Source organism: Streptomyces sp. NPDC031132, from assembly GCF_055570595.1.
This window is the reverse complement of record NZ_JBVIGX010000008.1, coordinates 289,538-315,194: the sequence shown is the minus strand read 5'-3', so window position 1 is coordinate 315,194 and position 25,657 is coordinate 289,538. Positions and strand designations below refer to the sequence as shown.

22 protein-coding genes and 1 pseudogene are annotated in these 25,657 nt (G+C 74.5%); 13 read left to right on the top strand and 10 right to left on the bottom strand.

The window, feature by feature from the left end; translation table 11 throughout:
• Window positions 1-348: 348 nt before the first annotated feature.
• The 5 genes from ACZ49B_RS15480 to ACZ49B_RS15460 all read left to right on the top strand — a co-directional run bounded on the left by ACZ49B_RS15480 (window position 349) and on the right by ACZ49B_RS15460 (window position 6,604).
• Window positions 349-1,518 carry a glycosyltransferase gene (locus ACZ49B_RS15480; protein ID WP_468305550.1) on the top strand — a complete coding sequence of 390 codons (1,170 nt, stop codon included), beginning with the start codon at window positions 349-351 and terminating at the stop codon, window positions 1,516-1,518.
• A 246-nt stretch (window positions 1,519-1,764) separates the two neighbouring features.
• Window positions 1,765-2,277, top strand: a complete 513-nt coding sequence (locus ACZ49B_RS15475) for a DUF6643 family protein (protein WP_468305547.1) — start codon at window positions 1,765-1,767, stop codon at window positions 2,275-2,277.
• A 55-nt stretch (window positions 2,278-2,332) separates the two neighbouring features.
• Window positions 2,333-3,157, top strand: a complete 825-nt coding sequence (locus ACZ49B_RS15470) for an MOSC domain-containing protein (RefSeq protein WP_468305544.1) — start codon at window positions 2,333-2,335, stop codon at window positions 3,155-3,157.
• Between the two features lie 258 nt (window positions 3,158-3,415).
• Window positions 3,416-4,021 carry an Rv1733c family protein gene (locus ACZ49B_RS15465; protein WP_468305541.1) on the top strand — a complete coding sequence of 202 codons (606 nt, stop codon included), beginning with the start codon at window positions 3,416-3,418 and terminating at the stop codon, window positions 4,019-4,021.
• A gap of 132 nt (window positions 4,022-4,153) precedes the next feature.
• A complete protein-coding gene (locus ACZ49B_RS15460) occupies window positions 4,154-6,604 on the top strand; it encodes a right-handed parallel beta-helix repeat-containing protein (RefSeq protein ID WP_468305539.1) in 2,451 nt (816 codons plus the stop codon).
• On the opposite strand, the gene ACZ49B_RS15455 is transcribed toward ACZ49B_RS15460, so the two are convergent.
• Entirely contained in the window at window positions 6,546-9,032 is a 2,487-nt protein-coding gene (locus ACZ49B_RS15455; protein WP_468305592.1) for a hypothetical protein, read from the bottom strand. The two genes, ACZ49B_RS15460 and ACZ49B_RS15455, sit on opposite strands and share 59 nt — an antisense overlap.
• A 244-nt stretch (window positions 9,033-9,276) precedes the next feature.
• On the opposite strand from ACZ49B_RS15455, the gene ACZ49B_RS15450 reads away from it, so the two are divergent.
• Window positions 9,277-9,774, top strand: coding sequence for an SRPBCC family protein (locus tag ACZ49B_RS15450; RefSeq protein ID WP_468305536.1), 498 nt, complete (start codon window positions 9,277-9,279; stop codon window positions 9,772-9,774).
• A gap of 73 nt (window positions 9,775-9,847) precedes the next feature.
• Here the strand turns inward: ACZ49B_RS15450 and cds1 are convergent, their stop codons facing one another.
• Window positions 9,848-10,984: an L-cysteine desulfhydrase Cds1 gene (cds1, locus tag ACZ49B_RS15445; protein ID WP_468305534.1), complete on the bottom strand. Its 1,137-nt coding sequence runs from the start codon at window positions 10,982-10,984 to the stop codon at window positions 9,848-9,850.
• Window positions 10,985-11,182: 198 nt separating this feature from the next.
• On the opposite strand from cds1, the gene ACZ49B_RS15440 reads away from it, so the two are divergent.
• Entirely contained in the window at window positions 11,183-11,731 is a 549-nt protein-coding gene (locus ACZ49B_RS15440; protein WP_468305531.1) for an ATP-binding protein, read from the top strand.
• A 113-nt stretch (window positions 11,732-11,844) separates the two neighbouring features.
• Here ACZ49B_RS15440 and ACZ49B_RS15435 read toward each other — a convergent pair whose 3' ends face one another.
• Both ACZ49B_RS15435 and ACZ49B_RS15430 read right to left on the bottom strand, forming a co-directional pair.
• The gene (locus ACZ49B_RS15435) at window positions 11,845-13,080 is read right to left on the bottom strand and encodes an ROK family protein (RefSeq protein ID WP_030296652.1); all 1,236 of its coding nucleotides are present in this window, start codon (window positions 13,078-13,080) and stop codon (window positions 11,845-11,847) included.
• Window positions 13,081-13,123: 43 nt separating this feature from the next.
• Entirely contained in the window at window positions 13,124-13,864 is a 741-nt protein-coding gene (locus ACZ49B_RS15430; RefSeq protein WP_468305590.1) for an alpha-ketoglutarate-dependent dioxygenase AlkB family protein, read from the bottom strand.
• A gap of 36 nt (window positions 13,865-13,900) precedes the next feature.
• Here ACZ49B_RS15430 and ACZ49B_RS15425 point away from each other — a divergent pair, with 36 nt between their 5' ends.
• Together ACZ49B_RS15425 and ACZ49B_RS15420 are read left to right on the top strand one after the other, a co-directional pair.
• Window positions 13,901-14,647 (top strand): maleylpyruvate isomerase family mycothiol-dependent enzyme, encoded by a 747-nt coding sequence (locus ACZ49B_RS15425; RefSeq protein WP_468305528.1) that lies wholly within the window; start codon window positions 13,901-13,903, stop codon window positions 14,645-14,647.
• A gap of 54 nt (window positions 14,648-14,701) precedes the next feature.
• A complete protein-coding gene (locus ACZ49B_RS15420; protein WP_468305526.1) occupies window positions 14,702-14,953 on the top strand; it encodes a DUF6332 family protein in 252 nt (83 codons plus the stop codon).
• Window positions 14,954-15,955: 1,002 nt separating this feature from the next.
• Here the strand turns inward: ACZ49B_RS15420 and ACZ49B_RS15415 are convergent.
• From ACZ49B_RS15415 to ACZ49B_RS15405, 3 genes and pseudogenes are all read right to left on the bottom strand, one after another.
• Window positions 15,956-16,069 (bottom strand): annotated as a pseudogene (locus tag ACZ49B_RS15415) (hypothetical protein); the annotation flags it as partial.
• A gap of 502 nt (window positions 16,070-16,571) precedes the next feature.
• On the bottom strand, window positions 16,572-17,516 hold the full coding sequence (locus ACZ49B_RS15410; RefSeq protein WP_468305523.1) for a spherulation-specific family 4 protein: 945 nt from the start codon (window positions 17,514-17,516) through the stop codon (window positions 16,572-16,574).
• Between the two features lie 140 nt (window positions 17,517-17,656).
• Complete coding sequence (locus ACZ49B_RS15405) at window positions 17,657-18,355, bottom strand: TetR/AcrR family transcriptional regulator (protein WP_468305521.1); 699 nt, start codon at window positions 18,353-18,355, stop codon at window positions 17,657-17,659.
• A 147-nt stretch (window positions 18,356-18,502) separates the two neighbouring features.
• On the opposite strand from ACZ49B_RS15405, the gene ACZ49B_RS15400 reads away from it, so the two are divergent.
• Complete coding sequence (locus ACZ49B_RS15400) at window positions 18,503-18,964, top strand: nitroreductase/quinone reductase family protein (protein ID WP_468305518.1); 462 nt, start codon at window positions 18,503-18,505, stop codon at window positions 18,962-18,964.
• A gap of 191 nt (window positions 18,965-19,155) precedes the next feature.
• Here the strand turns inward: ACZ49B_RS15400 and ACZ49B_RS15395 are convergent, their stop codons facing one another.
• Complete coding sequence (locus ACZ49B_RS15395) at window positions 19,156-20,391, bottom strand: geranylgeranyl reductase family protein (RefSeq protein ID WP_468305588.1); 1,236 nt, start codon at window positions 20,389-20,391, stop codon at window positions 19,156-19,158.
• Between the two features lie 254 nt (window positions 20,392-20,645).
• Here ACZ49B_RS15395 and ACZ49B_RS15390 point away from each other — a divergent pair, with 254 nt between their 5' ends.
• Complete coding sequence (locus ACZ49B_RS15390) at window positions 20,646-22,010, top strand: M20/M25/M40 family metallo-hydrolase (protein WP_468305516.1); 1,365 nt, start codon at window positions 20,646-20,648, stop codon at window positions 22,008-22,010.
• 74 nt (window positions 22,011-22,084) lie between these two features.
• Complete coding sequence (locus tag ACZ49B_RS15385) at window positions 22,085-22,786, top strand: MBL fold metallo-hydrolase (protein WP_468305513.1); 702 nt, start codon at window positions 22,085-22,087, stop codon at window positions 22,784-22,786.
• Between the two features lie 378 nt (window positions 22,787-23,164).
• Here ACZ49B_RS15385 and ACZ49B_RS15380 read toward each other — a convergent pair whose 3' ends face one another.
• Window positions 23,165-24,223, bottom strand: coding sequence for an NUDIX hydrolase (locus ACZ49B_RS15380; RefSeq protein WP_468305511.1), 1,059 nt, complete (start codon window positions 24,221-24,223; stop codon window positions 23,165-23,167).
• 171 nt (window positions 24,224-24,394) lie between these two features.
• Here ACZ49B_RS15380 and ACZ49B_RS15375 point away from each other — a divergent pair, with 171 nt between their 5' ends.
• Window positions 24,395-25,384, top strand: coding sequence for a LacI family DNA-binding transcriptional regulator (locus ACZ49B_RS15375; RefSeq protein WP_468305587.1), 990 nt, complete (start codon window positions 24,395-24,397; stop codon window positions 25,382-25,384).
• Here ACZ49B_RS15375 and ACZ49B_RS15370 read toward each other — a convergent pair.
• Window positions 25,374-25,628, bottom strand: coding sequence for a hypothetical protein (locus tag ACZ49B_RS15370; protein WP_468305509.1), 255 nt, complete (start codon window positions 25,626-25,628; stop codon window positions 25,374-25,376). The genes ACZ49B_RS15375 and ACZ49B_RS15370 overlap by 11 nt on opposite strands.
• Window positions 25,629-25,657 lie beyond the last annotated feature (29 nt).

The window sequence follows — 25,657 nt, the reverse complement described above, 5'->3', positions numbered from 1 at the left end:
AGGAGCGCCCTTGACGGCCCGGACCGCACCGGAAGGACAGTGGACTGACGGGACGCCCCCGGACACACACCGACGCCGAGTACGCGGACCCCGCCCCCGACATCCCGCCAGACACTCCCGACCCCGAGTACACGGACCCCGCCCCTGGCCCCCCGACCGACCCTCCCGACACCGGGTACACAGCCCCCGCCGCCCACACCCCCCGATTCGCTCCCCCGACGCCAAGCACGCAGCCCCACCCCCGCACCCCGCCCAGCCTCCAACCCCCGACCCCCCGCGCAGCGCCCCCGCCACCCCCGCCCCGCCCGAATGCGGGACACGTCCCGCGGGGTTCGGCACACTGCCCGCATGGGCCTTCTCTGCGCCGCCTGCGCATCCCTCGTCGTCTGGATCTGGCTCACGTTCGCCCAGGGCATGTTCTGGCGGACCGACGTGCGGCTCCCGCCGCGCAGTGCCCCCGCCCGCTGGCCCTCCGTCGCCATCGTCGTCCCGGCCCGGGACGAGGCCGGGGTGCTGCCCTGCAGCCTGCCCTCGCTCCTCGCCCAGGACTATCCCGGCGAAGCCGAGGTCATCCTGGTCGACGACGGGAGTACCGACGGCACCGGCGCCCTCGCCCTGCGGCTGGCCCGGGAGCAGCCCGGGCTGCCCCTCACCGTGGTCTCCCCCGGCGAGCCGGAACCCGGCTGGACCGGGAAGCTGTGGGCGCTGCGGCACGGCATCGCGCTCGCCCGGACCGCCCATGCCACCGAACCCGAGTACCTGCTCCTCACCGACGCCGACATCGCGCACGAGCCCGACAGCCTGCGCGAGCTGGTCGCGGCCGCGACGACCGCCGAGCTCGACCTCGTCTCGCTGATGGCCCGCCTCCGCGTGGTCAGCCTCTGGGAGCGGCTGGTCGTACCGGCCTTCGTCTACTTCTTCGCCCAGCTCTACCCCTTCCGCCGGATCAACCGCCCGGCCGGCCGGACCGCCGCCGCGGCCGGCGGCTGCGTCCTGCTGCGCACCGAGGCCGCCGTACGGGCGGGCGTGCCGGAGTCGATCCGCCAGGCCGTCATCGACGACGTCTCCCTCGCCCGTGCCGTGCGGCGCTCGGGCGGCCGGATCTGGCTGGGGCTCGCGGAGCGGGTGGACAGCGTGCGCCCGTACCCCGCGCTCGCGGACCTGTGGCGGATGATCTCGCGCAGTGCGTACGCGCAACTGCGCCACCGGCCGCTGCTGCTGGCCGGGACGGTGGCCGGGCTCGCGCTCGTCTACCTCGTCCCCCCGGCGGCCTTCCTCGCGGGTCTGGCCACCGGGCAGGTCGCCACCGCGTGGGCCGGCGCCCTCGCCTGGCTCCTGATGGCCGGCACCTATCTGCCGATGCTGCGCTACTACCGCCAGCCGGCCGTGCTGGCTCCGCTGCTTCCACTCACGGCCCTCCTGTACCTCCTGATGACCGTCGACTCGGCCGTCCAGCACTACCGGGGCCGTGGAGCGGCGTGGAAGGGCCGTACCTATGCCCGCCCGAGTGATGCCTGAAACGGCGAACTGCCGTCCGTACCGATGTCATCCCAGGTCACCGAATTGTGACGCTGCGTCAGCAACAAGTCGGTGCAACACCCAACCGGTGAGTACGAGTAGGAACAACCCGGGGCGGAAGTGGCGAAACGTGCACATGAACGAGAAGTGAAGGGTGTGGCTCTGACCTGGGAATATGCAGGTCAGGGCGGCGTTCGTCACACCTCGCTATGGACCCGGTGAAGTCGTGGGCTTAACTTAGGTCCCATGACCTCCCCCCGCTCCACTTATGGCGGCGGTTACTACTCCGCGCCCTCCTTCCCGGACACCCCCATCTACGACTCCCTCGTCGCCGAACGCGGCACCCCGCAGATCGCCCCGATCCGCGTTCCGGCCGCGTACGACTCCCCGAGCGCCGGCTATTCGAGCGGTGGGTACCTCCCGGCCCTCGCCTCGTCCATGCCCGCGCTGCCCCCGGCCATGCCCCAGCAGCAGCAAGCTCCTGCGTACGGGTACCCGTACCAGCAGCAGGCGGCGCCCGCGCCGATGCCGCTGCAGAACGCGCCGGCTCCGTACATCCCGCAGCAGCAGCCCGCCGTGGCCCGCGCGGGCTACATGCAGCAGGCGCAGCAGCAGCCGCGACCGGTGGCCACGGGCACCGGGTACGAGGCGATGCGTCCGGCCGCACCGCGCCCGATGCAGGTTCCGGTTCCGGCTCCGGTCCCGGCCGCCTCGTACGAGGACCCGTACGGCCGCCCGTACCAGGGGCGTGGCTACTGACGGGCCCGCCGGCACTCGCCGGGGCGTGCGTGGGAGCTCCTGGCAGGATGCTCCCATGGCGAATTTGTATGTCCAGGCGCTCCACGTCCATCCCGTCAAGTCGGTAGCGGGGACAGCTCCCGACGAGGTGGTCGTGGAGCCCTGGGGTCTGTCCGGGGACCGGCGGTGGGCGCCCGTCGACACCGAGGGAACGGTCATCACCCAACGCCAGCAGCCCCGGCTGGCGTTGGCCGCGGCGCGTCCGCTGGAGGGCGGCGCCGTCGCGCTGTCGGCGCCGGGTATGGCCGAGCTGGTCGTACAGGTGCCGGAGCCGGGTCCGCTGGAGCCGGTGGTGCTGTTCGGCAAGAAGGTCGAGACCGTGCTCGCCGCGAGCGCCGCTGCCGACTGGTTCAGCGCCTACCTGGGGGTGCCGGCGCGGCTGGTGCACATGGACGACCCTGCCGTGCGGCGGCCCGTCGACCCGGAGTACGCGCTGCCGGGCGAGACGGTGAGCCTCGCCGACGGCTATCCGGTGCTGCTCGTGACCCTCGCGTCGCTGGACGCGCTCAACTCGCTGATCGCGCAGGGGGACCATCCCGAGGAGGGTCCGCTGCCGATGGACCGCTTCCGTCCGAGTGTGGTGGTCGCCGGCGCCGAGGCGTGGGCGGAGGACGGATGGCGGCGCATCGCGATCGGCGACGCCGTCTTCCGCGGGGTCCGGGAGTGCGGGCGGTGCATCGTCACGACCACCGACCAGGCGACGGCGGAGCGCGGCAAGGAGCCGCTCAAGACGCTGGCCCGGCATCGGCGGATCGGCAAGTCGCTGGCCTTCGGGCGGCAGCTGGTTCCGGTGCGGGTGGGCACGGTGCGGGTGGGCGACGAGGTCCGCGTCTTGGAGTGAGCGTGCGGCAACCCTTCGGAATGACACCTTCGAGGGGCTCTGGGGGAACGCTGGAACCAAGCACCGTGGGCGGGCCGTTGGTGCATTCGACAGGTGTGGCGGGAAGGTGCGGGAGTTCGGCTTCGGCTTCCGTGACTTCGTGTACCGGATCGGGTGACACGACTGCCGCGCGTCCCGGAATGCGCGTTGCCGGGGCATGCGGGAGGCTTGGACCGCAGGCAGACGGAGGCAAGGGGGTGCCGGACCGTGTGGACAGCCATGGGTGTGTGGCGTTGGCGGCGCAATCCTCTGCGCAGGCCGACGGATCTCTTCGAGGCGTGGGTGGCGTTCGCCGCTCTGGTGTGCGTCCTGCTGGTGGCTCCGGCCTTCGGCACGGTCGCGGGCTTGGAGGTGGACGGCACGCTGCAGCGGGCCGCGCGCGAACAGCGGCAGGAGCGGTACCTCGTCCCGGCGGTGGTGGTCCGGCCGGCCGCCGAGCCGGCCGCGGGCGCAGGGGCGAACGCCGATCCGTCGGCGCAGCAGCAGTCCCCGCAGCGCACGCAGATCGTGGCGTCGTGGACGGCGCCCGACGGCAGCAGACACCAAGGCACGGTGCCGGCCGCGGAGGAACCGCCGCAGTCCGGGGACCGGTTCCGGATATGGACCGATACGCAGGGCCGGCTCGTGGGGCGTCCCCTCGACGCGTCCTCGGCGAGTGCCCACGCGGCGGTGGTGGGCCTGGCCGCCGCTCTCGGCATGGCCGCGCTGGTCGAGACGGTCCGCCGGCTCGTCGTACGAAGGCTCATGCATCGGCGGTACATCCGTCTGGACCGCGCCTGGGCGGCGGCGGGACCGGACTGGGGCCGGGCGGGCGCGGGCAGCTGACCTGGCATCTCACCGGCTCCGCGCGCGCTACGGTGGAGCGGCCGGAGTCGGTCACCGCCACGGTGGTGGGCGGCAGCGGCGGTCTCAGTCGCTTCGACAGCGCGAGTACGAGGGCGGGGGCACGACAGCACCATGGCACAGGGCACGGTCCAGGTGACGCACGGCGGGTCTTCGCGGTGGCGGCGCCGCTCCGGTGAGTATCCGACGCTGGCCGCCGCGCTCGCCGTCGCGGGTGACGGGGACGTGCTGTCCATCGCCGCCGGGACCTACCGGGAGAACCTGGTGCTCGACCATGCCGTCACCCTGCGCGGTCCGGAGGGCTCGGTGGGGTCGGTGCGGATCGCCCCGCTCGACGGGGTCGCGCTGACGGTGCGCGCCTCGGCCGTGGTCCAGGACCTGCACCTGGAGGGGCAGGACCGGGCGGCGCCCGCCCTGCTCGTCGAGGAGGGCTCCCCCGAGCTCACCGATCTGCGGGTGAGCACCCGGTCGGCGGCCGGCATCGAGGTGCGCGGCGGGGCCCGCCCCATGGTGCGGCGGTGCACGGTGGAGAATCCGACGGGCGTCGGGATCGCCGTACTGGACGGTGGCGGCGGGGTGTTCGAGGAGTGCGAGGTGGTGGCCGCCGGGCAGGCGGGAGTCTCGGTCCGCGGCGGCGGGCATCCGCGTCTGGAGCGCTGCCGGATCCACCATGCGTCGGGCGCGGGCATCGCGGTCACCGGCGAGGGTTCGGGCCTGGAGGCGCTGGGCTGCGAGGTGTACGAGATCAAGGGCACCGGTGTGCAGATCGCCGCGCGCGCGGCGGCCCGGCTCACCGACTGCGCGGTGCACCGCACCTCGACGGACGGGGTCACCCTCGACACGGACGCGGTGCTCACCCTCGCCGGCTGCGACATCCACGACATCCCGGAGAACGCGGTGGACCTGCGCTCCCGTTCGGTGTTGACGCTGAGCCGCACCACCGTCCGCCGGTTCGGCCGCAACGGTCTGTCGGTGTGGGATCCGGGTACCCGGGTGGATGCCGAGTCCTGCGAGATCCACGACAGCACGGGCGACTATCCGGCGGTGTGGATCAGCGACGGGGCCACCGCGTCGCTGCACTCGTGCCGGGTGCACGACGTGCCGGACGCGGTGTTCGTGCTGGACCGGGGCTCGCGTGCCGACGTCGTGGACAGCGACCTGTCCCAGGTGCGCAACACGGCCGTCTCGGTGAGTGACGGGGCGACCGCTCAGGTCGACGACTGCCGGATCCGGGAGGCGGCGACCGGGGCCTGGTTCCGCGACCACGGCAGCGGCGGCAGCCTCGCCAACTGCACGATCGACGCGGTCCAGACGGGGGTGATCGTCACCAAGGGCGCCGATCCCGCGCTGGAGCGGTGCACGGTGAGCTCCCCGTCCGAGGCGGGGTTCTACGTGTCGGCGGGCGGGCGCGGAAGCTTCGATTCCTGCCGGGTGACGGGCAGCTCCGGCTTCGGCTTCCACATCATCGACGGCTGCCGCACCACGCTGACGCGCTGCCACACCGAGCGCTGCGCGCGCGGGGGTTACGAGTTCTCGGAGGACGGCCCGCTCGCCGAGGAGTGCACGAGCGACGAGTCCGGGTCGCGGCTCGCCGCCCAGTCGGCCGCAGCCGGGGCTCTCACCGGTGAGCGCGCGGGCAACCGTACGGTCGGCGCGGTCCAGAGTCCTGCCGTGCAGGCGGCGCAGCTGCCCGCTCCGCGCCCGGTGGAGGAGGCGGACCGGGGGTCGGCGGCGGCGCGCGGCTCCGGCGAGGTGCTGGGCCAGCTCGACGCGCTGGTGGGCCTGGAGAGCGTCAAGCGCGAGGTGCGGGCGCTCACCGACATGATCGAGGTGGGCCGGCGGCGGCGGCAGGCGGGCCTCAAGGCCGCCTCGGTGCGCCGCCATCTGGTGTTCACCGGCTCCCCCGGCACCGGCAAGACGACGGTGGCCCGGCTGTACGGGGAGATCCTCGCCTCCCTCGGGGTCCTGGAGCGCGGGCACCTGGTCGAGGTGTCCCGCGTGGACCTGGTCGGCGAGCACATCGGCTCCACGGCGATCCGTACGCAGGAGGCCTTCGAGCGGGCGCGCGGCGGGGTGCTGTTCATCGACGAGGCGTACGCGCTGGCGCCGGAGGACTCGGGCCGGGACTTCGGGCGCGAGGCGATCGACACCCTCGTGAAGCTGATGGAGGACCACCGGGACGCGGTCGTGGTGATCGTCGCCGGGTACACGGCGGAGATGGACCGCTTCCTGACCGTCAACCCGGGTGTGGCCTCGCGGTTCTCCCGGACCATCACCTTCGGCGACTACGGGCCGCAGGAGCTGCTGCGGATCGTGGAGCAGCAGGCGGAGGAGCACGAGTACCGGCTCGGCGAGGGCACCACCAAGGCGCTGCTCGCGTACTTCACGGAGCTGCCGAAGGGCCCGGCGTTCGGCAACGGCCGTACGGCCCGGCAGACCTTCGAGTCGATGGTGGAGCGGCATGCGGGCCGGGTGGCGCAGCTGTCGGATCCGGGCACGGACGAGCTCACCCTGCTGTTTCCGGAGGATCTTCCGGCTCTGCCGGCGCTGCCGGCTCCTTGCTGACCCTGGGGGCCGGCACGGCTGGTGTGGCGGGTGCGGCCGGGGTGTCGCCCCCCGCGGTGGGCGCTGCCGGTGCGGTCGGCCGGGCGCGGCGGGCGCGGCGGGCGGGTCCCGCCAACCGGGCGAGGAGGGCGTCGCGTTCGGCGGCGAAGGCGGGATCGGCCTGGTAGTCGAAGTGGCCGAGGATCGGCGCGGGCAGCGGGTGGCGGGCGCTGCGCCCGTAGGCGAGCGGATCGGCGAGCGGGCCCCGGTCCACGGAGTCGGCCGGAGCGGCCGGGCGTGCCGGGACCGCCGGACCGTCCGGGCCCGGGGTGTCGCGGGCGGCGGCGAGGACCGGGCCGCCGATGGGGTCGGTGGCGCGCCAGAGGTTGCGCCAGCAGTCGACGTCGCCGTGCAGCGCGCGGAGCGGGCCGGGGCCGAAGTAGGCCGGGAACCAGCGTCCGTAGAGCCGCCGGAGCGGGGAGCCGTACGTGAGCAGGGCGACCCGGCGGCGGACCTGCGGTGGCAGTTGCCAGACGGCGGCCGCCGCGAGGACGCTGCCCTGGGAGTGACCGGAGATCACCAGGCGGCCGCCGGTACGGCCGGTCCAGCCGGTCATCCGCCAGGTCAGGTCGGGGACGGCGCGCTCGGCGTAGCAGGGCGGTGCGAACGGGTGGGCGGCGCGCGGCCAGAAGGTGCCGACGTCCCACAGCACGCCGATGGTGCGGCGGGCGGCGGGGTCCCGGTAGGCGCGGCGGCCCCAGGTGACGAACAGGACGAAGCCGAGGCCGATCAGCCAGGAACCGGCGTCCTGCGCGGCGCGGGCGGCGGTCTCCAGCAGCGGGTGGGCGCCGCGGGCGGCCTCGCCCGGGACCCGGCCGCTGATCCAGGCTCCGGCGAGGGCGCCCGCGCCGAGCAGCAGGGTGATCCCGGAGACGGCGGCCACGAACCAGGGCGCGGAGTCGGTGAGCGCGGCGGCGGCCCGGACCCCGGCGATCCGGCGGCTTCGGTCCTCGTCGGGCGGCTCCCCCGGGTATTCGGCGGCCACCCCGGCGGCGATCCTGCGCCGGGCGCGGATCCCGCGTACGGCGAACCAGGCGGCGACCAGGGCCAGTACGAGGAGCAGCGGGGGCAGTACGGCGGCCTGCCAGGACAGCAGCACGGGCGGCGCGGGCGGCGGGGCCCCGGCCGGTCCGGGGGCTCCCGCTGCGTCCAGCCAGTCGGCGACCCGCTGGGCGACGCCGCCGGACATGACCCCGCCGAGGGCGCAGCCGAGCATGGCGATGGCGGGGCCGCCGAGGCCGTACAGGGCGGTCGCCGGGTCGGGGGCCAGCCGGTACAGGCGGACGGCGACGGCGGCGAGGAGCAGGACGCAGCAGCCCTGGCCGAGCATGAGCGCGCCGAAGGCGAAGTCGCCGGGGAGCCGCCCGGCGGAGGTCCACCCGGGGCGCGACCAGCCGGCGTACAGCAGGGCGGCGGCGAGCAGCGCGAGGGCGGAGCCGGGCAGCAGGGTGACGGCGGCCCGGTCGAGGCGGTGGTCGGCGCGGACCTCGGTGCGGCCGCGCCGGCAGACGACCCAGGCGACGGCGACGGCCCCGGCCGCGAGCAGCACCTCCACGGCCCAGCCGAGGGCGTCGAGCACGGGGGTGCCGGCGCGGCGGTCGTAGCGGGCGGCGGGTACGGCGACGGCGGCCGCGACGGTGAGCAGCCCGGCGGCGGTGTGTGCGGCGCGCAGCCGGGCCACGATGCGCCGCCCGTACCAGAATCCGGGCCGGCCGAGGGCGGGCGCACTGCCGGCGGCGACCGGGGGGACTGCGGTGCCCGCGGGCGGCGGTTGGGACTCGTACGCGCTCCACGTGCGGTTCGACAGGAACCACAGCAGCCCGGTCAGCGCGGCCGGGACCAGCGCGCCGAGGACGAGCCGCCGCCCGGGCTGGCCCCACCAGCCGCCGGGTTCGAGGAACCCGAGCCAGGAACGGGAGCCGGTGCAGTGGGTGGAGCCCGCGCACTGCCAGGCGAGGAGGTCGAGCGAGACCTCGCAGGCGGCCGCGATCAGCAGCAGGGTGAGGCTGAGGGCGAGGACCCGTACGAGGACGCCGTACGTCCGCACCGCGCGCGGCGCCGGACCGGTGGCGGGCGCGGCCGGCCGGGCCCAGTGGGCGAGGTTGACCACCATGAAGGGCAGGAGCAGCAGCCACAGGGCGCGGGCGCCGTTGCCGGAGGTGAGCCGGGACCAGCAGTAGGCCTCTACCACGGGCCGGCCGGCGTACCACTCGGGGTGGTCCTCGGCGTCGGCGTCCGCGGCGCGGCGGAACACGGCGGCCGTCGCGTCCCCGGTGATACGGACGGTGCGCGGGTCGCCGAGCAGCTCGTCGGGAGGTGCGCCGTGGACTCCGTGCACGCGGAGTTCGAGGGCCAGGGGCCGTGGGGGTGTGAGGAGTTCGAGGGCCAGGGGATGCGGGGGCTTGGGGGTGTCCGGCACGGCGGCCTCCGCTAGCGGGGCGGGATCAGCGCACCTCCAGCATCCCGCGCAGCACGCCCCGTGCCTAGGCCCCCTTCCGGGCGATCCTCCGGACCGGGCCTGCCGCCGAGCGGCCGCGGAGACGGGCCGCAGCGGACATCTGACGGGGCGCCAGCTATGGTACGCGCACCACACCCGCACGCACGTTCCAGTGCACGCCCCCAGGAGGCACCTCATGGCACGCCGACTCCGCCCGGTGGGGCTGGACTTCATCGAGGACGCCCCGGTCCGCCTGAGCTTCGCCGCGCGTACGACGGCGACGCCCGAGGCCGTGTACCGCGCGCTGGCCGAGGAGGTCGAGGGCTGGCCGCGGTGGTTCAAGGCAGTGACCCTGGCCCGGCCGACCCACGGGGGTGCGGGCCGGGAGGTTCGGCTGGTGGGCGGGACCCGTTTCCAGGAGACGATCATGGCGGCGGATCCGGAACGGCGCTACGCGTACCGGGTCGACGAGACCAACGCCCCCGGGGTCCGGGCCCTGTTGGAGGAGTGGCGGCTCGGCCCCGCCGAGTCGGGCTCCGGCACCCTGGTCCGCTGGACCTTCGCCGCCGACGGCCCGGCGCTCTTCCGGCTCGCCCTCACCGGTGCACGTCCGGGCCTGGGCCACTCGTTCCGCTCGGCGGTCCGGGCCCTGGACGCCCGCCTGTCGTCGCACCGCCCGACCGGCGGCGCGTGACGCACCGCTCGAGCACGGCGCGCCGGTGGAGCACGCCGCGCCGCCGGCGCGGGCGCCGGGCCACCCCCGCCGGTCAGGCCGTCGGCTCGCGCCAGACGCCCGTGGCCAACAGGGTCTCGAGCGTCTCCGTGTACGGGGCGATGTCCAGGCCCTGCGAGGCCAGCCACTCGTCCGAGTAGTACTTGTCCAGGTAGCGGTCGCCCGGGTCGCACAGCAGTGTGACCACGCTGCCCGTACGCCCCTCGGCCACCATCTCGGAGATGATCTTCAGCGCGCTCCACACGCCGGTCCCCGTCGAGCCGCCCGCCTTGCGCCCGATGGCCTGTTCCAGCGCCCGGCACGCGGCGACGCTCGCCGCGTCCGGCACCTTCATCATCCGGTCGATGGCGCCCGGCACGAAGCTCGGCTCCATCCGCGGCCGGCCGATGCCCTCGATGCGCGAGCCGCAATCGCTGCTCGCGTGCGGGTCGTTGTTGGTCCAGCCGTCGAAGAAGCAGGAGTTCTCCGGGTCCGGGACGCAGACGCGGGTGTCGTGCTGCATGTAGTGCACGTAGCGCGCGATGGTCGCGGAGGTGCCGCCGGTGCCTGCGGTCGCCACGATCCACGCGGGCTCGGGGTAACGCTCCAACCGCAGCTGCTGGTACATCGATTCTGCAATGTTGTTGTTGCCGCGCCAGTCCGTCGCCCGTTCCGCATACGTGAACTGGTCCATGTAGTGGCCGCCCGTTCGGGCGGCGAGCTCCGCCGACTCCTCGTACATCTTCATCGAGTCGTCCACGAAGTGGCATTCCCCGCCGTGGAATTCGATGAGGCGGCACTTCTCCGGGCTCGTCGTGCGGGGCATGACGGCGATGAACGGAACGCCGATGAGCTTGGCGAAGTACGCCTCCGAGACGGCCGTCGAGCCGGACGAGGCCTCGATGACCGGCCGGCCGGGGCGGATCCAGCCGTTGCAGAGCGCGTAGAGGAACAGCGAGCGCGCGAGGCGGTGCTTGAGGGAGCCCGTCGGGTGCGTGGACTCGTCCTTGAGGTAGAGGTCGATGCCCCATTCCTCGGGGAGCGGGAAGCGCAGCAGGTGGGTGTCGGCGGAGCGGTTGGCGTCGGCCTGGACCTTGCGGACGGCTTCCTTCAGCCAGGCGCGGTAGTCCGCGTCGCTACGGTCGACGTCGATCGTCGTAGCCGTCGTACCGGAGGTACGGGTGGTGCTCATGCGCCTTGCTCCTTCGTGCGTTTCTTCGCCCCCTGCTTTCGCAATGTACCTCCCTCACCTGCGCAAACAGTCCCTTTGGGTATCTATGCGGATCGCTTTCGATCGCGTTCGGTTGCATACACGGGCACCGTGGGTGACCCTGGTGGAGCATTACTGAGGGTGCAGCACCCGTAACACTCATGTCGGGGAGTCGCAGCCGTGATCAGTCATTCCCGCAGGCACTGCGTCGTGGAACTGCAGGCCTTGCCGTCCCGGATCGGGCAGATCCGAAGGATCGTTTCAGCGCAACTGCGCCACTGGCAGCTCGATCCGCTCATAGACCGGGCTGCGCTCGGCGTGACGGAACTGCTCAGCAACGTCCACCGCCATGCGCAGCCGGACAAGACGTGCACGGTCGAGATCGAGCTGCGGCTGGGGCGGCTCACGGTCTCGGTGTACGACAGCGATCCGCGGCTTCCCGTCCTGCGGGAGGCGGCCGCGGACGCCCTGGAGACCTGCGGGCGCGGGCTCGCGCTGGTCGCGGCGGTCAGCGAGGCCTGGGGCGCACGGAACCAGGCCGACGGCCCGGGCAAGGTGGTGTGGTTCTCGCTCCGCGCCGCCCCGGCGGCATCGGCGCAGCAGCGTCCGATCGGAAACGGATCCAAGCCCGTACGAGAGCCCGTGCCGGCGGTGGTCGTCGCCGTGGACCCGGGCGCCGTCCCGACGGTCATGCCGGTGGCGGCGTCGGTCGGCGCCAGGCCCGGGTGAGGGTTCCGCCGCCCCGTCCCGCGCCACGGCAGCACCAGCGCTGCCAGGGCGTCGGCGGGCCGCTCGCCGACCCGGCGGCGAGCCGCCCGGCCGGGACGCCGTAGGGGTGTCCGCTAAGCCGCGGCCCCCAGGGTCCCCAGCGGGTCGTCCAGCACCGGCTGCCAGGCCAGTTCCGCCGCCCCGACCAGGCTGTTGTGGTCCAGGGTGCACGGCAGGATCGGTACTCCCCCGCTGCGCCCCCACAGGCTGCGGTCCGCGACCACCGCGCGCAGCCGCTCCGGGTCCGCGTGGAGCAGCTCCCGGTGCAGGCCGCCCAGGATGATCCGGTCCGGGTTCAGGATGTTCACGAGCCCCGCGAGGCCGAGGCCCAGCCGGTCGATGAGCTCTTCGGCGGCCGCCCGGACCGCCGGCTCCGCGTACTCCTCGCGCAGCAGGTCGCGGGCCTGCTGGAGCAGCGACACCTCCGGGCCGGGGGTGCGGCCCGCCGCGGTCAGGAAGGCCAGCGGGTCCGCCTCGACGTCCAGGCAGCCGCGGCCGCCGCAGTGGCAGGGCCGCCCCTCCGGGTTCACGGTGAGGTGGCCGACCTCGAGGGCCAGGCCCGAACTCCCGCTGTGCAGGCGGCCGTCCAGCACCAGCGCGCCGCCCACCCCGCGGTGGCCCGTGGCCACGCACAGCAGGTGCTGGGCGCTGCGGCCCGCGCCGTGCCGGTGCTCGGCGAGCGCGGCCAGGTTGACGTCGTTCCCGGTCAGCGCCGGGCCGTCGATCCCGGCCGCCTTCACGCACTGCGCGAACACGGCCCGAACGGGAGATCCGGCCGGCCAGGCCAGGTGCAGGGGGTTGAGCGCCGTACCGTCCGGCTCCGCGACCGCCGACGGGACCGCGAGGCCCGCACCGATGCAGCGGCGGCCGGTCTCGGCGAGGAGGGCCGCGCCCGCCTCGACGACGGCGCCCAGCACCTGCGCCGGGTCCGCGGAGACGGTGACCTTGCCCGGGGCGGTGGCCACGATCCGGCCGCCGAGGCCGACCAGTGCGGCCCGGAACCCGTCAGGGTGCACCTGGGCGGCCAGCGCCACGGGGCCGTTCTCGTCGATGGAGAGCCGGTGCGAGGGGCGGCCCTGGGTGCCGCCTGCGCCGCCCGGGCGGGAGTCCACGCGGATCAGGCCGAGCGCCTCCAGCTCGGCGGCGACGGCCCCGGCGGTGGCGCGGGTGACCCCGAGCTCGGCCGTCAGGACGGCGCGGGTCGGGGCCCGGCCCGTGTGGACGAGCTCCAGCGCAGGGCCGAGGGCGCCGCGGCCCCGCTCCAGCTTGGTCCTCTCCCCCACCCGCGGCGGGGCCCCGTTGCCGTTCATGACAGCGATCCTCGCATGATCGGCGGCGTGCCCGGCGCCGCGGTCAGTCGGGGGGTGTCCCCAGCCCGCCGACCCGGAGGGTGATGTTGAGCCGCCCGGTCAGCCCCAACCAGGGCGGGGCCGTGCCGGGCAGGACCTTCGGCACCCCGTGATAGGCCAGCCGGGACGGCCCGCCGAAGACGAACAGATCGCCGCTGCGCAGCGGCACGTCCTGGTACGGGCGCCCGCGGGAGGCGGTGTTGCCGAAGCGGAAGACGCACGTATCGCCGAGGCTCAGGGAGACGACCGGTGCCCCGGACTTCTCCTCGGCGTCGCGGTGCATGCCCATGCGGGAGTCGCCGTCGTAGAAGTTGATCAGCGCGATGTCGTACGCCTCGCCGGTTCCGATTCCGATTCCGGTTCCGGTTCCGATTCCGATTCCTGCCCCGCTCCCGCCCCCGGTCCCGACCGGCGTCGGCCGACCGTACGCCGCGGTCACCGCCTCGCGCCCCAGCTCCGCGAGCCAGCCGGGCATCGGCTTGACCGGGGCCCCGTCGCCGTCCACCGCGGTGCGGGCGTACCCGTACGGGTACCAGTGCAGTCCGAGGCACACCTGGCGAGCGGTCATCGTCCCGCCGCCGGGTGTCCGTACGGTGCGCAGCCCGGCGGGCGGGCGCGCCCAGGCGCGGCAGGCCTCGAGCAGCTCCCGCTGGCGCTCGGGCGCGAGCCAGTCGGGCACGTGCACGGCGCCGGGGGCGATCTCGGTCCGCTCGCGCGGGAAGAGTTCCGCGGGTTCCCCGTCCATGGCTCCATTGTCACCGGTCGGTGGGAGACTGCCCGCATGAAGATCACAGAGTATGTGGAGACCCTTGCGCGGGAAGGCGAGTTGCTCGCCGACACGGCCGAACGGGCGGGTACGGACGCCCCGGTGCCCACGTGTCCGGGGTGGCGGGTTTCCGATCTGCTGAGGCACACGGGTGCGGTGCACCGGTGGGCCGCCGGGTACGTCAGGGACGCCGTCGTGGAGCCGGGCCCGTTCCCGGACGCCCCCGAGCTGGTCGGCTCCGAGCTGCTGGCCTGGTACCGGGAGGCGCACGAGGCCCTGGTCCGGACGCTGACCGAGGCTCCCGCCGATGTGCAGTGCTGGACCTTCCTGCCGACGGCCGCGCCCTCGCCGCTGGCGTTCTGGGCGCGCCGGCAGGCGCACGAGACGGCCGTGCACCGGATGGACGCGGAGTCGGCGCTCGGCGTGGTCTCCGCACCGCCGGCACCGGAGTTCGCCGAGGACGGGGTCGACGAGCTGCTGACCGGATTCCATGCGCGGCCGCGCAGCCGGATGCGGACCGAGGAGCCGCGGGTGCTGCGGATCCGCGCCGCCGACACGGGCGCGGTGTGGACCGTGCACCTGTCGCCGGAGCCGCCCCGTACGGTGTCGGGCGACACGGGCGACCCGGCGGACTGCGAGGTGACCGGCGAGGCGTCGTGGCTGTACGCGGCGCTGTGGAACCGGCTCCCGCTGCTGGGCCCGGGGGTGACCGGGGACGAGTCGCTGGCGCGGCAGTGGGCGGAGACGGCCGGCATCGGCTGACCGGAGTCTGCGCCACTCTTGTGACCGTACGGTACGAGCTGTGACACTGCGTGCATGGGGCGACGGACGCAGGCGGACCGCGACGCGATCACGATAGAGATCGGCTACGCCTTCGTCAGCGGGTGCTTCGCGGCCGCCCTCATGTTCGGCGCGGTGTACGGCCCCGCCATGGTCTTCGACGTCTCCCCCACCACCGATGCCGTCCTGACCTTGACGGGCGGGGTGCTGGCCGCGGTGGTGTTCGTGTTCCGGGTCACCCACGTCCTGTGGCGCTTCGCCCGCCGCCCGGAGAACGGCGGGCGATGACCGCCGCGTGCGGGCCCTGCTCGGATCACGGCCGGGCGGGCGGCGCACCCCCGACGATCGTCGGGGGTGCGGCCCGCCGTTCGGCGGGGATGGCCGGCCTGCGGGACTCCTACCGTCGGCGCCATGGACATACTCAGGCGGTACGCATGGGGCCGGCGGGCCGTGATGGCGGGCGCGGCGGCTGCGGCAGGAGCCGGTGCCCTGCTCTGGCTGGCGCCCGGCGGCGGCCTCGGCGCGGCCGGGGCGGTGCGCGTCACCGGCGGGGCTTCGGCGGCCGGGTACCGGGTGCTGGCCGGGGGCGCGGCGGCCAGGCCGTCCTGGGCGGGGCCGGCGCTGGAGGCGGGCGTGGTCCTCGGGGGCGAGCACCGACTGGCGGGCCGTCACCGTTTCCCACACCCGTACGCCGGTGACCAGCGCGGCCACCGTGAACAGCGGCACGAGGACGGCCACGGAGGCGCTCCGGCCGAGCCTCCCCCGCACCTGCCGGTGCTCGGGGGCGGCGGCCGGCAGCCGGTGCGGGAGCGTGGCCCGGATCCCGAAGCCGCCGCCTTCGGGCCCGGCGGCGAAGGTTCCGCCGACCGCCCGGACCCGCTCCCCCAGCCCGGCGAGCCCGAGCCGGTCGTCCCCTTCCGGCGACGGCGTCCCGGCTGCACGGGCGACCCCCGTTCCGGTCCCGGGGCCCGGCGCCGGATCCGGCGGCGGCGCGTGGGTCACGCGGACCTCCGTGCGGGCCTTCGCGTGGCGGACCACGACGGTCGCCCGGTGGTCGGGGGCGTGCTTGGCCACGTTCGTCAGCGCTTCCCGGACCACCCGGTGGACCGCCCGCTCCACGATCGGCGGCACCTGCCCGGGTGTTGCGTCGCCCTCCAGCCGGAGCCGTGCGTCCAGCCCGGCCCCGACGGCACGGGCCACCAGGTCCTCGAGCTCTGTCGGCCCGGCCTCCGCCTCCTCGCGCAGGACGCCGATCACCTCGCCGAGCCGGTCCACGGCCGCGCCCGCGCGGGCCCGGACGTCCCGTGCGGCGGCCCGGTGCTCGTCCGGCAGGCCGGGAGCCAGTTGCAGTGCACCCGCCGACAGGGCGAGCAGGCTCAGCTCATGGCCGAGGAGGTCGTGCATGTCCTGGGCGATCCGGGTCCGCTCGCGCAGCCGGGCCCGTTCCGCGAGCAGGTCCTGCTCCCGTTCGAGCTGGACGGCCCGCTCCCACCCGGCCCGTACCAGCTGCCGGTACTGGCGCAGGAACCGGCCCGCGCACCACGGCACCACGCCCGCCGCCACCAGGCCCGTGAACCGGCTCACCCACACGAGCCAGGCCGGTACGAGCGCCACGGCCACGACGGCGGCCGCGACCACCGCGGCCAGCGCCAGCGCCGTACTCCGTGCCCGCCCCGGGCGCCCGCCGGCGAGGAACGCGCAGCCCGCCTCGGGTATCAGCCACCCTCCGCTGCCCGTGCCCGCGGCGGCGGCCGCCGCGGCCACGGTCGCGACGGCCAGAGCCGCCGCCGGAACGGGTGGGGCCAGGGGAATCCGTCGATCTTTGCTCGCACGCCCGCGACCCTACGGAATCGCCCCCGGCCCGCAGCACTGCCGAAAGTCCACCCCTGGGCCGCGGGCGACGCGCTCAGCCCACGGTGGCGGCGTACGCGGTCTGGCTGCGGAACTTCCAACTCGGCGATTCGTCCCACGGGTTCGGCATGAGCGTGCCGGTCGCGTACGCGTAGCCCGCGCCGCGGTCGAAGGCCGTACGGAGGGTGGTGCGCATGGCCCCGGTGTCCGGGACGGCGTGGACGAGGTGCCAGAACGCGGTCCCGGCCGGGTCGAGTTCCGTGCCGGGGCGGTAGCCGCCCGACGCGCCGAAGACGTTCCCGCCGAGCCAGCCGCCTCCCGTGTACGCGCCGTAGGTGTCCTCGAAGGTGACGAAGACGTCCGCGGTGCGGTGGCCCGGCTCCAGGTAGCAGTCGGCGATGGCGGTGCCGGGGTTGTCGACCACCAGGTCCGCCGCGGTGGGGTCGGCGGCGTTCATCGTGTCCTGCACGTACGCGCGCAGCTGCGCGTAGTGGTCGCGGGTGGCGTTGTCGGGGCCGCAGTCGCGACTGACCACGTCGAAGAAGATGCCGTCCACGTGCAGGCGGCCGTCGCGGGTCTTGAGGTAGTTGTCGACGGAGGCCTTTACGGCGGCGATGTCGCGGTTGCCGTGGTCGGTGTGGACGTAGCCGAGGACCTTGGCCTTCTCGCCGGTGGCGGTGGTCCCGGCCCGCAGCGCGTCGGCGCGGGCCTGCCAGGGCGCGTCGAAGGGGGCGTCCCCGTTGCCGGGGTTGAGGACGACCACGGAGGCGGCGGGGGTGGTGGCGACGAGGTCGCCGAGCATGGGGTCGCCGGCCCACGCGTACGCGGGGACGGCGATCTCCAGGCCCCGCACGCCGGCTATCCGGGGTCTGGGGGCCGGGGCGGCGTCCTCCGCCGAGGCCACGTCGCCCGTGCCGGCCGAGGCGGTCACGGCGGGCGCCGGGGCGGCCAGTAAGGAAGTGATCAGGACGGCGTACAGGGCCTTCACGGCGCGGGCCATGGCTGTTCCTCCGGCGAGGGACGGGGGCAGGAGCACGACCCGACGCACACTAGACCGGCGCCCGATCGGTGAAGGCCGAACCACTCGCATTGATACGAGGAACAGACAAGCGATCTGTCACCTCATCATGTGAGTCGCGGTCATACGGCGGGCAGCCCGACCCCGTGGGCCAGTTGGCCCGCGGCGTGCGTGAAGAAGGTGTCGCGGTCCTCGACGACCCGGTTGAACTGGCCGAACAGCTCGAAGGAGATGAGGCCGACCAGCTGCGCCCAGGCGGCGACCAGGGCGGCGGTGACCTCGGGCGGCAGCCCTTCGGCGAAGTCCGCGGTCATCCGGACGGCCTCGGGTCGCAGGGCGGGCGGCAGCGGCGGGAGGGCGAGTCCGCGGCCGGCGTGGGCGGCGCGGACGACGCCGATGAGGGTGTTGCCGACGCGGGAGGCGGGGCCGACGGTGTCCATGGGGGCGTTGTAGCCGGGGACCGGGGAGCCGTAGATGAGGGAGTACTCGTGCGGGTGGTCCAGCGCCCAGGTACGGACGGCCTCGCAGACGGCGATCCAGCGCTCGCGGGGCGGGGCGCCGGAGGCGAGGGTGCGGGCGCCGGCCTGCTCGGCGGCGGCGCCGATGCTGTCGTAGGCGTCGACGATGAGCGCGGTGAGGAGCTCGTCGCGGCTGGGGAAGTAGCGGTAGAGGGCCGACGAGACCATGCCCAGCTCGCGGGCCACGGCGCGCAGCGAGAGGTTGGCGGCGCCCTCGGCCGCCAGCATGCGGCGCGCCTCGTCCTTGATGGCGGCGGTGACCTCGATACGGGCCCGCTCCCGGGCCCCGCGCACGGTACTCATGCGAGCAGTGTGCCACGAAGTCAGAGCAGTGCCCAAAAACGGGATCGCCGATCCATTTCAAGAGCAGTGCTCTTGCTTTGGTGCAGCGATCCGTGCACACTGATCTCAAGCGAGAGCACCGCTCTCTCAAGTGCCCCGGAGGCAGCCATGAGCAGCAGGCCCACCCCGTACTACGTCCAGGCCGGCGCGCTCGAAACCCGCTTCAACTCCCTCTTCGGGAAGCTGGCCCGCTTCGGCATCAGCCTGGCCGGCACCGCCGAGCTGTCGGTGCGCGGCCGCAAGTCCGGCGAGATGCAGCGGATCCCGGTCAACCCGCACACGTACGAGGGCGAGCAGTACCTGGTGTCGGCGCGCGGCCACTCCCAGTGGGTCCGCAACATGCGGGTGGCGGGCGGCGGCGAGCTCCGCGTGGGCCGCAAGGTGCGCACGTTCACGGTCACCGAGCTCACCGACCCGGTGCAGAAGGCAGCCGTCCTGCGCGCCTACCTGGTGAAGTGGGGCTGGGAGGTCGGCCGGTTCTTCCAGGGCGTGACCGCGCAGTCCACCGATGCCGAGCTCCAGGCGGCGGCCGGCGACCACCCGGTCTTCCGGCTCACGATGTCGAACTGACGGGCAGGGCGCACCCCGCACCACCCGGCACCCGGCACCCGGCACCCGGCACCAAAAGCAGCGGCGGCCTTGCCCGCACCCCCGGCAAGACCGCCACCCTCGTCCACACACCGGCCCGCAAGAGGCCCGGGCCCCCGGCCCGGACCCCGCCGTCGGGCCTGCCCTCACGACCTGGCCACGGGCCCGGAACTCTAGGCCTGCTCCGAACCCTGTGCCCGGTTCCGCGCCTGCCGGCCGTCCAGGGCGTGCAGCGCCTTGCGGGCCATCGGGTACGTCCGCACCAGGTCGGGCAGCGTCGTCGCACCTCGGGTGATCCGGGCGAACGCCCGCCACGCCGGGCGGAAGCCGGTGATCGCCGCGTGCATCAGACCCGGCCGGGCCTCGAAGGCGGTCAGCATCCGCCTGCCGACGCTCATCTCCACGCCCAGCCCGGCCTTGACCGCGAACGCGTAGTTGAGGGCCTGGCGGCGCGCGTCCACCGCGTCCTGCGCCTCGGAGATCTTCACGGCCCACTCCCCGGCCAGGCGGCCCGAGCGCAGCGCGAAGGAGATGCCCTCCCGGGTCCACGGCTCCAGCAGCCCGGCCGCGTCCCCCGCGACCAGGACACGGCCGCGCGAAAGCGGCGACTCGGGCTTGCGGCAGCGGGTCAGGTGTCCGGAGGAGACGGCGGGTTCGAAGCCGGCGAGTCCGAGGCGGGCGATGAAGTCCTCCAGGTACCGCTTGGTCGCGGCGCCGTCGCCCTTCGCCGAGATGACCCCGACGGTGAGGGTGTCGCCCTTGGGGAAGACCCAGCCGTAACTGCCGGGCAGCGGGCCCCAGTCGAGGAGGACCCGGCCCTTCCAGTCCTCGGCGACCGTCTCCGGGACCGGGATCTCCGCCTCCAGGCCGAGGTCCACCTGGTCCATCTCGACCCCGACGTGCGCGCCGATCCGGCTCGCACTGCCGTCGGCGCCGACCACCGCGCGCGCCAGGACGGTCTCCCCGTCGGCGAGCACCACGGCGACCGTGCGCCGGTCGGGCACCGCCGCCCCGTGCTGCTCGACGCGCGCGACGGCCGTACCCGTACGGACGGTGGCGCCGGCCTTCTCGGCCTCGGTGACCAGCGCGGCGTCGAACTCGGGCCGGTTGACGAGCCCGAACAGCATCTGCCGCGAACGGCGGGTCCGGGTCAGCTTCCCGTTCAGCGAGAAGGTGACCGCGTGGATGCGGTCCTTGAGCGGCAGGACGAAACCGGGCGGGAGGGCATCGCGCGAAGGGCCGATGATCCCGCCGCCGCAGGTCTTGTACCGGGGCAGCTCGGCCTTCTCCAGCAGCAGTACGCGCCGCCCGGCCGTCGCCGCCGCGAACGCGGCCGAGGCGCCGGCCGGTCCGGCCCCGACCACGACCACGTCCCACACCTCGCCGGTTCCCCCGGCGCTCCCGGCCATCCCGTCCCCCGCCCCCTGAGCGGCCTGCCCTGCTGCTGAGTCGGGTCCCCCGACGGTGCTGTCGTCGCTGCTCACGATGTGCTGCTGCTCCTGATCATGCGGTTGCTCCGATGCAGGCAAATCCTACGGCGCGAGACCGCCCCGTCCTGCTGTGCGAGGATCGGGACTGTCTTTCGACGTACCCCGCATACGCCCACGACGCGGATGCGGACGGCGTACACGTATACAACGTCGCACCCAAGAGGAGCGTGCCCATGTCGCAGAATCCGATCGCCGAGACCATCGCCTCGCTGATGCCCCGCGCCAAGCAGGAGCTGACCGAGCTGGTGGCCTTCCAGTCGGTGGCGGACTGGGCACAGTTCCCCCAGAGCGAGAGCGAGGGCGCCGCGAACTGGGTGGCCGACGCGCTGCGCGCCGAGGGCTTCCAGAACGTGTCGCTCCTGGACACCCCGGACGGCACCCAGTCGGTGTACGGCTTCCTGCCCGGCCCCGAGGGCGCGCCGACCGTTCTCCTGTACGCGCACTACGACGTGCAGCCTCCGCTGGACGACGCCGCCTGGATTTCCCCCGCCTTCGAGCTGACCGAGCGCGACGGCCGCTGGTACGGGCGCGGCGCCGCGGACTGCAAGGGCGGGTTCATCATGCACCTGCTGGCGCTGCGCGCGCTGAAGGCCAACGGCGGTGTGCCGGTGAGCGTGAAGGTGATCGTCGAGGGCTCGGAGGAGCAGGGCACCGGCGGTCTCCAGCAGTACGCAGAGGCGCACCCGGAGCTGCTGACCGCCGACACGATCGTCATCGGCGACGCGGGCAACTTCCGGCTCGGCCTGCCGACGGTGACGGCCACCCTGCGCGGCATGACCCTGATCAAGGTGAAGATCGACACCCTCGGCGGCAACCTGCACTCCGGCATGTTCGGCGGCGTCGCCCCCGACGCGCTGGCGGCGCTGATCCGGCTGCTGGACTCGTTGCGCGCCGCGGACGGTTCCACCACGGTGGACGGCCTGGCCTCGGACGCGGTCTGGGAGGGCCTGCAGTACCCGGAGGCGGACTTCCGCGCCGACGCGAGGGTGCTGGACGGGGTCGAGCTGATCGGCGAGGGCACGATCGCGGACCGGCTGTGGGCCCGCCCGGCCGTCACCGTGCTCGGCATCGACTGCCCGCCGGTGGTCGGCGCCACCCCCTCGGTGCACGCGAGCGCCGGCGCGCTGATCAGCCTGCGCGTGCCGCCGGGCGTGGACACGGCCGAGGCCATCAAGCTGCTGGAGGCGCACCTGGTGGCGCACACGCCGTGGCAGGCGCGCCTCGAACTCGAGGTCGTGGGCCAGGGCCAGCCGTTCCAGGCGGACACGAGCAGCCCGGCGTACGCGTCGATGGCGGCGGCCATGCAGGTGGCGTACCCGGGCCAGGAGATGCAGGTCGCGGGCATGGGCGGATCGATTCCGCTGTGCAACACGCTGACCACGCTCTACCCGGAGGCGGAGATGCTGCTGATCGGGCTGAGCGAGCCGGAGGCGCAGATCCACGCGGTGAACGAGAGCGTCTCCCCGGAGGAGCTGGAGCGCCTCTCGGTCGCGGAGGCGCTGTTCCTGGTCAACTACGCGGATTCCAAGCGCGGCTGACCTGCGCTACGGGCGAACTCCGCTCCCGGTGAAAGGCCTGCCGGGGGCGGAGTCGGCGCACGTACGTTCGGAGCATGGACCTCGTAGAAGTAATCCCGCAGCGGCTCCACATGCTCCGCTTCCCGATCGGCCAGGCGTACCTGTGGCGCGACGGCGAAGCCCTGACCCTGATCGACTCCGGCCACGCCGGATCCGCGGCGGCGATCGAGGGGGCCGTCCGCTCCCTCGGGCCGGGTCCGGAGCGACTGGAGCGGATCGTCCTGACGCACTGCCACCGCGACCACATCGGCGCCGCGGACGAACTCGCGGCCCGCTGGGGCGCGGAGGTGGTGGCGCACCGGCTGGAGGCCCCGGTGATCCGGGGCGAGCTCCCGGTGCCGGAGCCGGTCCTGCTGGACTGGGAGATCCCGCTGTACGAGCACGGCCTGACGGTCCCCGAGGCGCCGCCCACGCGGGTCGACCGCGAGGTCGAGGACGGCGAGGTGCTCCCGTTCGGCGACGGCGCGGTGGTGGTCCACGCCCCGGGCCACACGCCGGGCAGCATCGGCATCCACCTGCCGCGCCACGGCGTGCTGTTCGCGGGCGACTGCATCGCGGGGGTGGGCCAGGTGATGCTGGGCGTCTTCAACGTGGACCGGGACGAGGCACAGGCCTCCTTCCGCCGCCTCGCGGCGCTGTCCCCGTCGGTGGCCTGCTTCGGCCACGGCGACCCGCTGACCGAGGACACGGCGGCCACCCTCCTCACCGCCACGGAGTCGGAACCGGTCCTCCCGTAGCCCCGTCCCTGGCGGAGCCACCGCCGCCCGCCGCGGCCACCGCTGCGGGGCCGCTCCCGGACGCGGCTGCCGCTGTCGGACGCGGCCATCGCTGCCGGGCCGCTCCCGGCACGGCGCCCCTGCCGGCGCCGGCCCGGCTGCTTCTCCCCGGCCTTGCCCGGAGGAGGGGCCAGGAGCGAAGCTCCCGGCCCCGGCGTTCGAGGGGCCGGCGGCCCGAGTCCCGTGGGACCCGGTGGCAGCTCGGCAGCAGGTCCGGGCGGAGCCCGGTGAAACAGCAGAAGGGCGGCCCGGGGAGGACGCCCCGTCCCGCGGCGGCAGTGCCGTGCGGCCGCCGCGGCCGGGCGCCGACCGGTCGTAGGTCGGCAGGGGCTGCGCGGGCTACGGCGTGGGGCGGCCGGCCTCCAGGTACAACGGGCGGCCCCGCTCCCGGGCCCGCAGGGCCCACCGCAGCCGCTCGTACCGCACCGGTGGCAGCAACCCCGCGGCCTCCTCCTCCGTCACGAACCGCCAGGCCCGCAGCTCCGGGCCCGGCAGCCGGAGCCCGGCCGCGGCGGCAGCCGAGAGGCGGCCCCCGTCGAACAGCAGCCGCAGCCCGCCGTACGCCGGAGGCATCGGCGGCTCCCAGTCCACGACCAGCAGCCCCGGTACGGCGCCCAGCGTCAGACCCAGTTCCTCCGCGACCTCCCGCACCCCCGCGCACCCCGGCGCCTCGCCCGCCTCCACGACCCCGCCGGGGAACTCCCAGCCCGGCTTGTACGTCGGATCGACGAGCAGCACCCGGTCCTCGTCGTCGAAGAGCAGCACCCCCGCCGCCACCGTCTCCCGCGTCGGCTCCGGCGTCTGCACGATGTCGCAGACCCGGGCCGCGTCCGTGCGTACGGCTTCGGCGATCCGCTCCGCCGTCTCGCGTACGGTCAGGGCCCCGTTGTCGATGACGTGCGCGTCCGCCGCGAGCCAGCCGGCCAGCGCCTGCTGGTAGGCGGGTATGTGGTCGTACGCCCACTGCCGGACCCGTACGTCCACGTCGGCCGGGTCGCCCGGCTCCTCCCGCGTCGCGATCCGCTCCCGCAGGATCGTTTCCTCCGGGGCGAGCAGCACATGCCGCACCGGTATCCGGCGCGCCGCGAGCCCGCCGAAGATCTCGTCCCGGTACTCCTGCCGCAGCAAGGTCATCGGCACGACCAGCACCCCGCCCAGCTCCGCGAGCATCGCCGCGGCCGTGTCCACCACCAGGCGCCGCCAGCTCGGCAGGTCCTGGTAGTCGGAGACCTCCGCGAGCCGTTTGCGCGGCAGCAGTTGGCGTAGTGCGTCCCCGACGAGCTCCGGGTCGTACAGGGTGCTGTCGGGCAGGATCCCGGTCAGTTCGCGGGCCGTGCTGGTCTTCCCGGCGCTGAATGTGCCGTTGATCCAGACAATCACGTCTACCCCTCTCCCCATGGCTCGTCCGGAGCCCCCAGTGGCTTGCCCGCATCACCCTGCCACGGAAACCCGCTCCTCGGTCCAGTGCTTATCCTCAAGGTCAGAGCCGTACCCGCCACTTCCGGAGGATTCCGTCCCGTGCCGCAGACCCGCCGCCCGTCCGACCCCCGCTACGGCAACCGGCCGACCATGAAGGACGTGGCGGCCCGCGCGGGCGTGGGCCTGAAGACGGTGTCGCGGGTGGTCAACGGCGAGGCGGGGGTCACCCCGGACACGGTGCGGCGGGTCCAGGAGGCCATCGAGGCGCTCGGGTTCCGTCGCAACGACAGCGCACGCGTGCTGCGCAAGGGACGTACGGCCACCGTGGGACTGGTTTTGGAGGACCTCGCGGACCCCTTCTACGGGCCGCTGAACCGTGCCGTGGAGGAGGTGGCCCGGGCCCACGGGGCGCTGCTCATCAACGGGTCGAGCGCCGAGGACCCCGACCGGGAGCGGGAGTTGGCCCTGGCGTTGTGCGCGCGCCGGGTGGACGGGCTGATCGTGATTCCGGCCGGGGACGACCACCGCTACCTGGAGCCGGAGATCCGGGCGGGTGTGGCGACGGTGTTCGTGGACCGCCCGGCGGGCCGGATCGACGCGGACGTGGTGCTGTCGGACAGCTTCGGCGGCGCCCGCGAGGGGGTGGCGCACCTGATCGGGGGCGGCCACCGCCGGATCGGCTTCATCGGGGACCAGCCGCACATCCACACGGCGGCGGAGCGTCTGCGGGGCTACCGCGCTGCGATGGCGGACGCGGGCCTGCCGGTGGCCGAGTCTTGGGTCTCCCTCGGCCCGACGACCCCGGAACGCGTCGCGGCCGCGGCCCGGGCGATGCTGGCGGGCCCCGACCCCGTCACCGCGGTCTTCGCGGGGAACAACCGGGTGACGGTGACGGTGGTCCGGGTCCTGGCCGAACACCGGCTGCCGGTGGCCCTGGTCGGCTTCGACGACTTCGAGCTGGCCGACCTGCTGCGCCCCGGGGTGACGGTGGTCGCCCAGGACGCGGCGGCCCTGGGCCGGGTGGCCACCGACCGACTGTTCCAGCGCCTCGCCGGCGCCGCCCTCCCCCCGGCCCGCATCGAACTCCCGACCCGCCTGATCCCCCGCGGCTCGGGCGAACTCCCCCCGGTCAGCGGATGAGGCCACGCAGCACCGGCACGGCCGCGCCACCCGCCCCGAGTCCCCCGAGCACGGCCAACGCGCCGGGCACCCCTCCGAGATGGCTCAGCACGCCGGCGGCGAGGCCGATGAGCACGGCGGCGACCAGCACGACGGCGGCGTGCAGCGTCAGCAGCGGGGGCTCGGCGGACCGGGGCTCGGGGAACCGCGGCTCGGCGGGCTGATGGACGGGGTCTTGCGGCAAGGGGTGCTGCGGTGTGGTCATGCACCGATTGCAACGCGCCGGGGGCCACC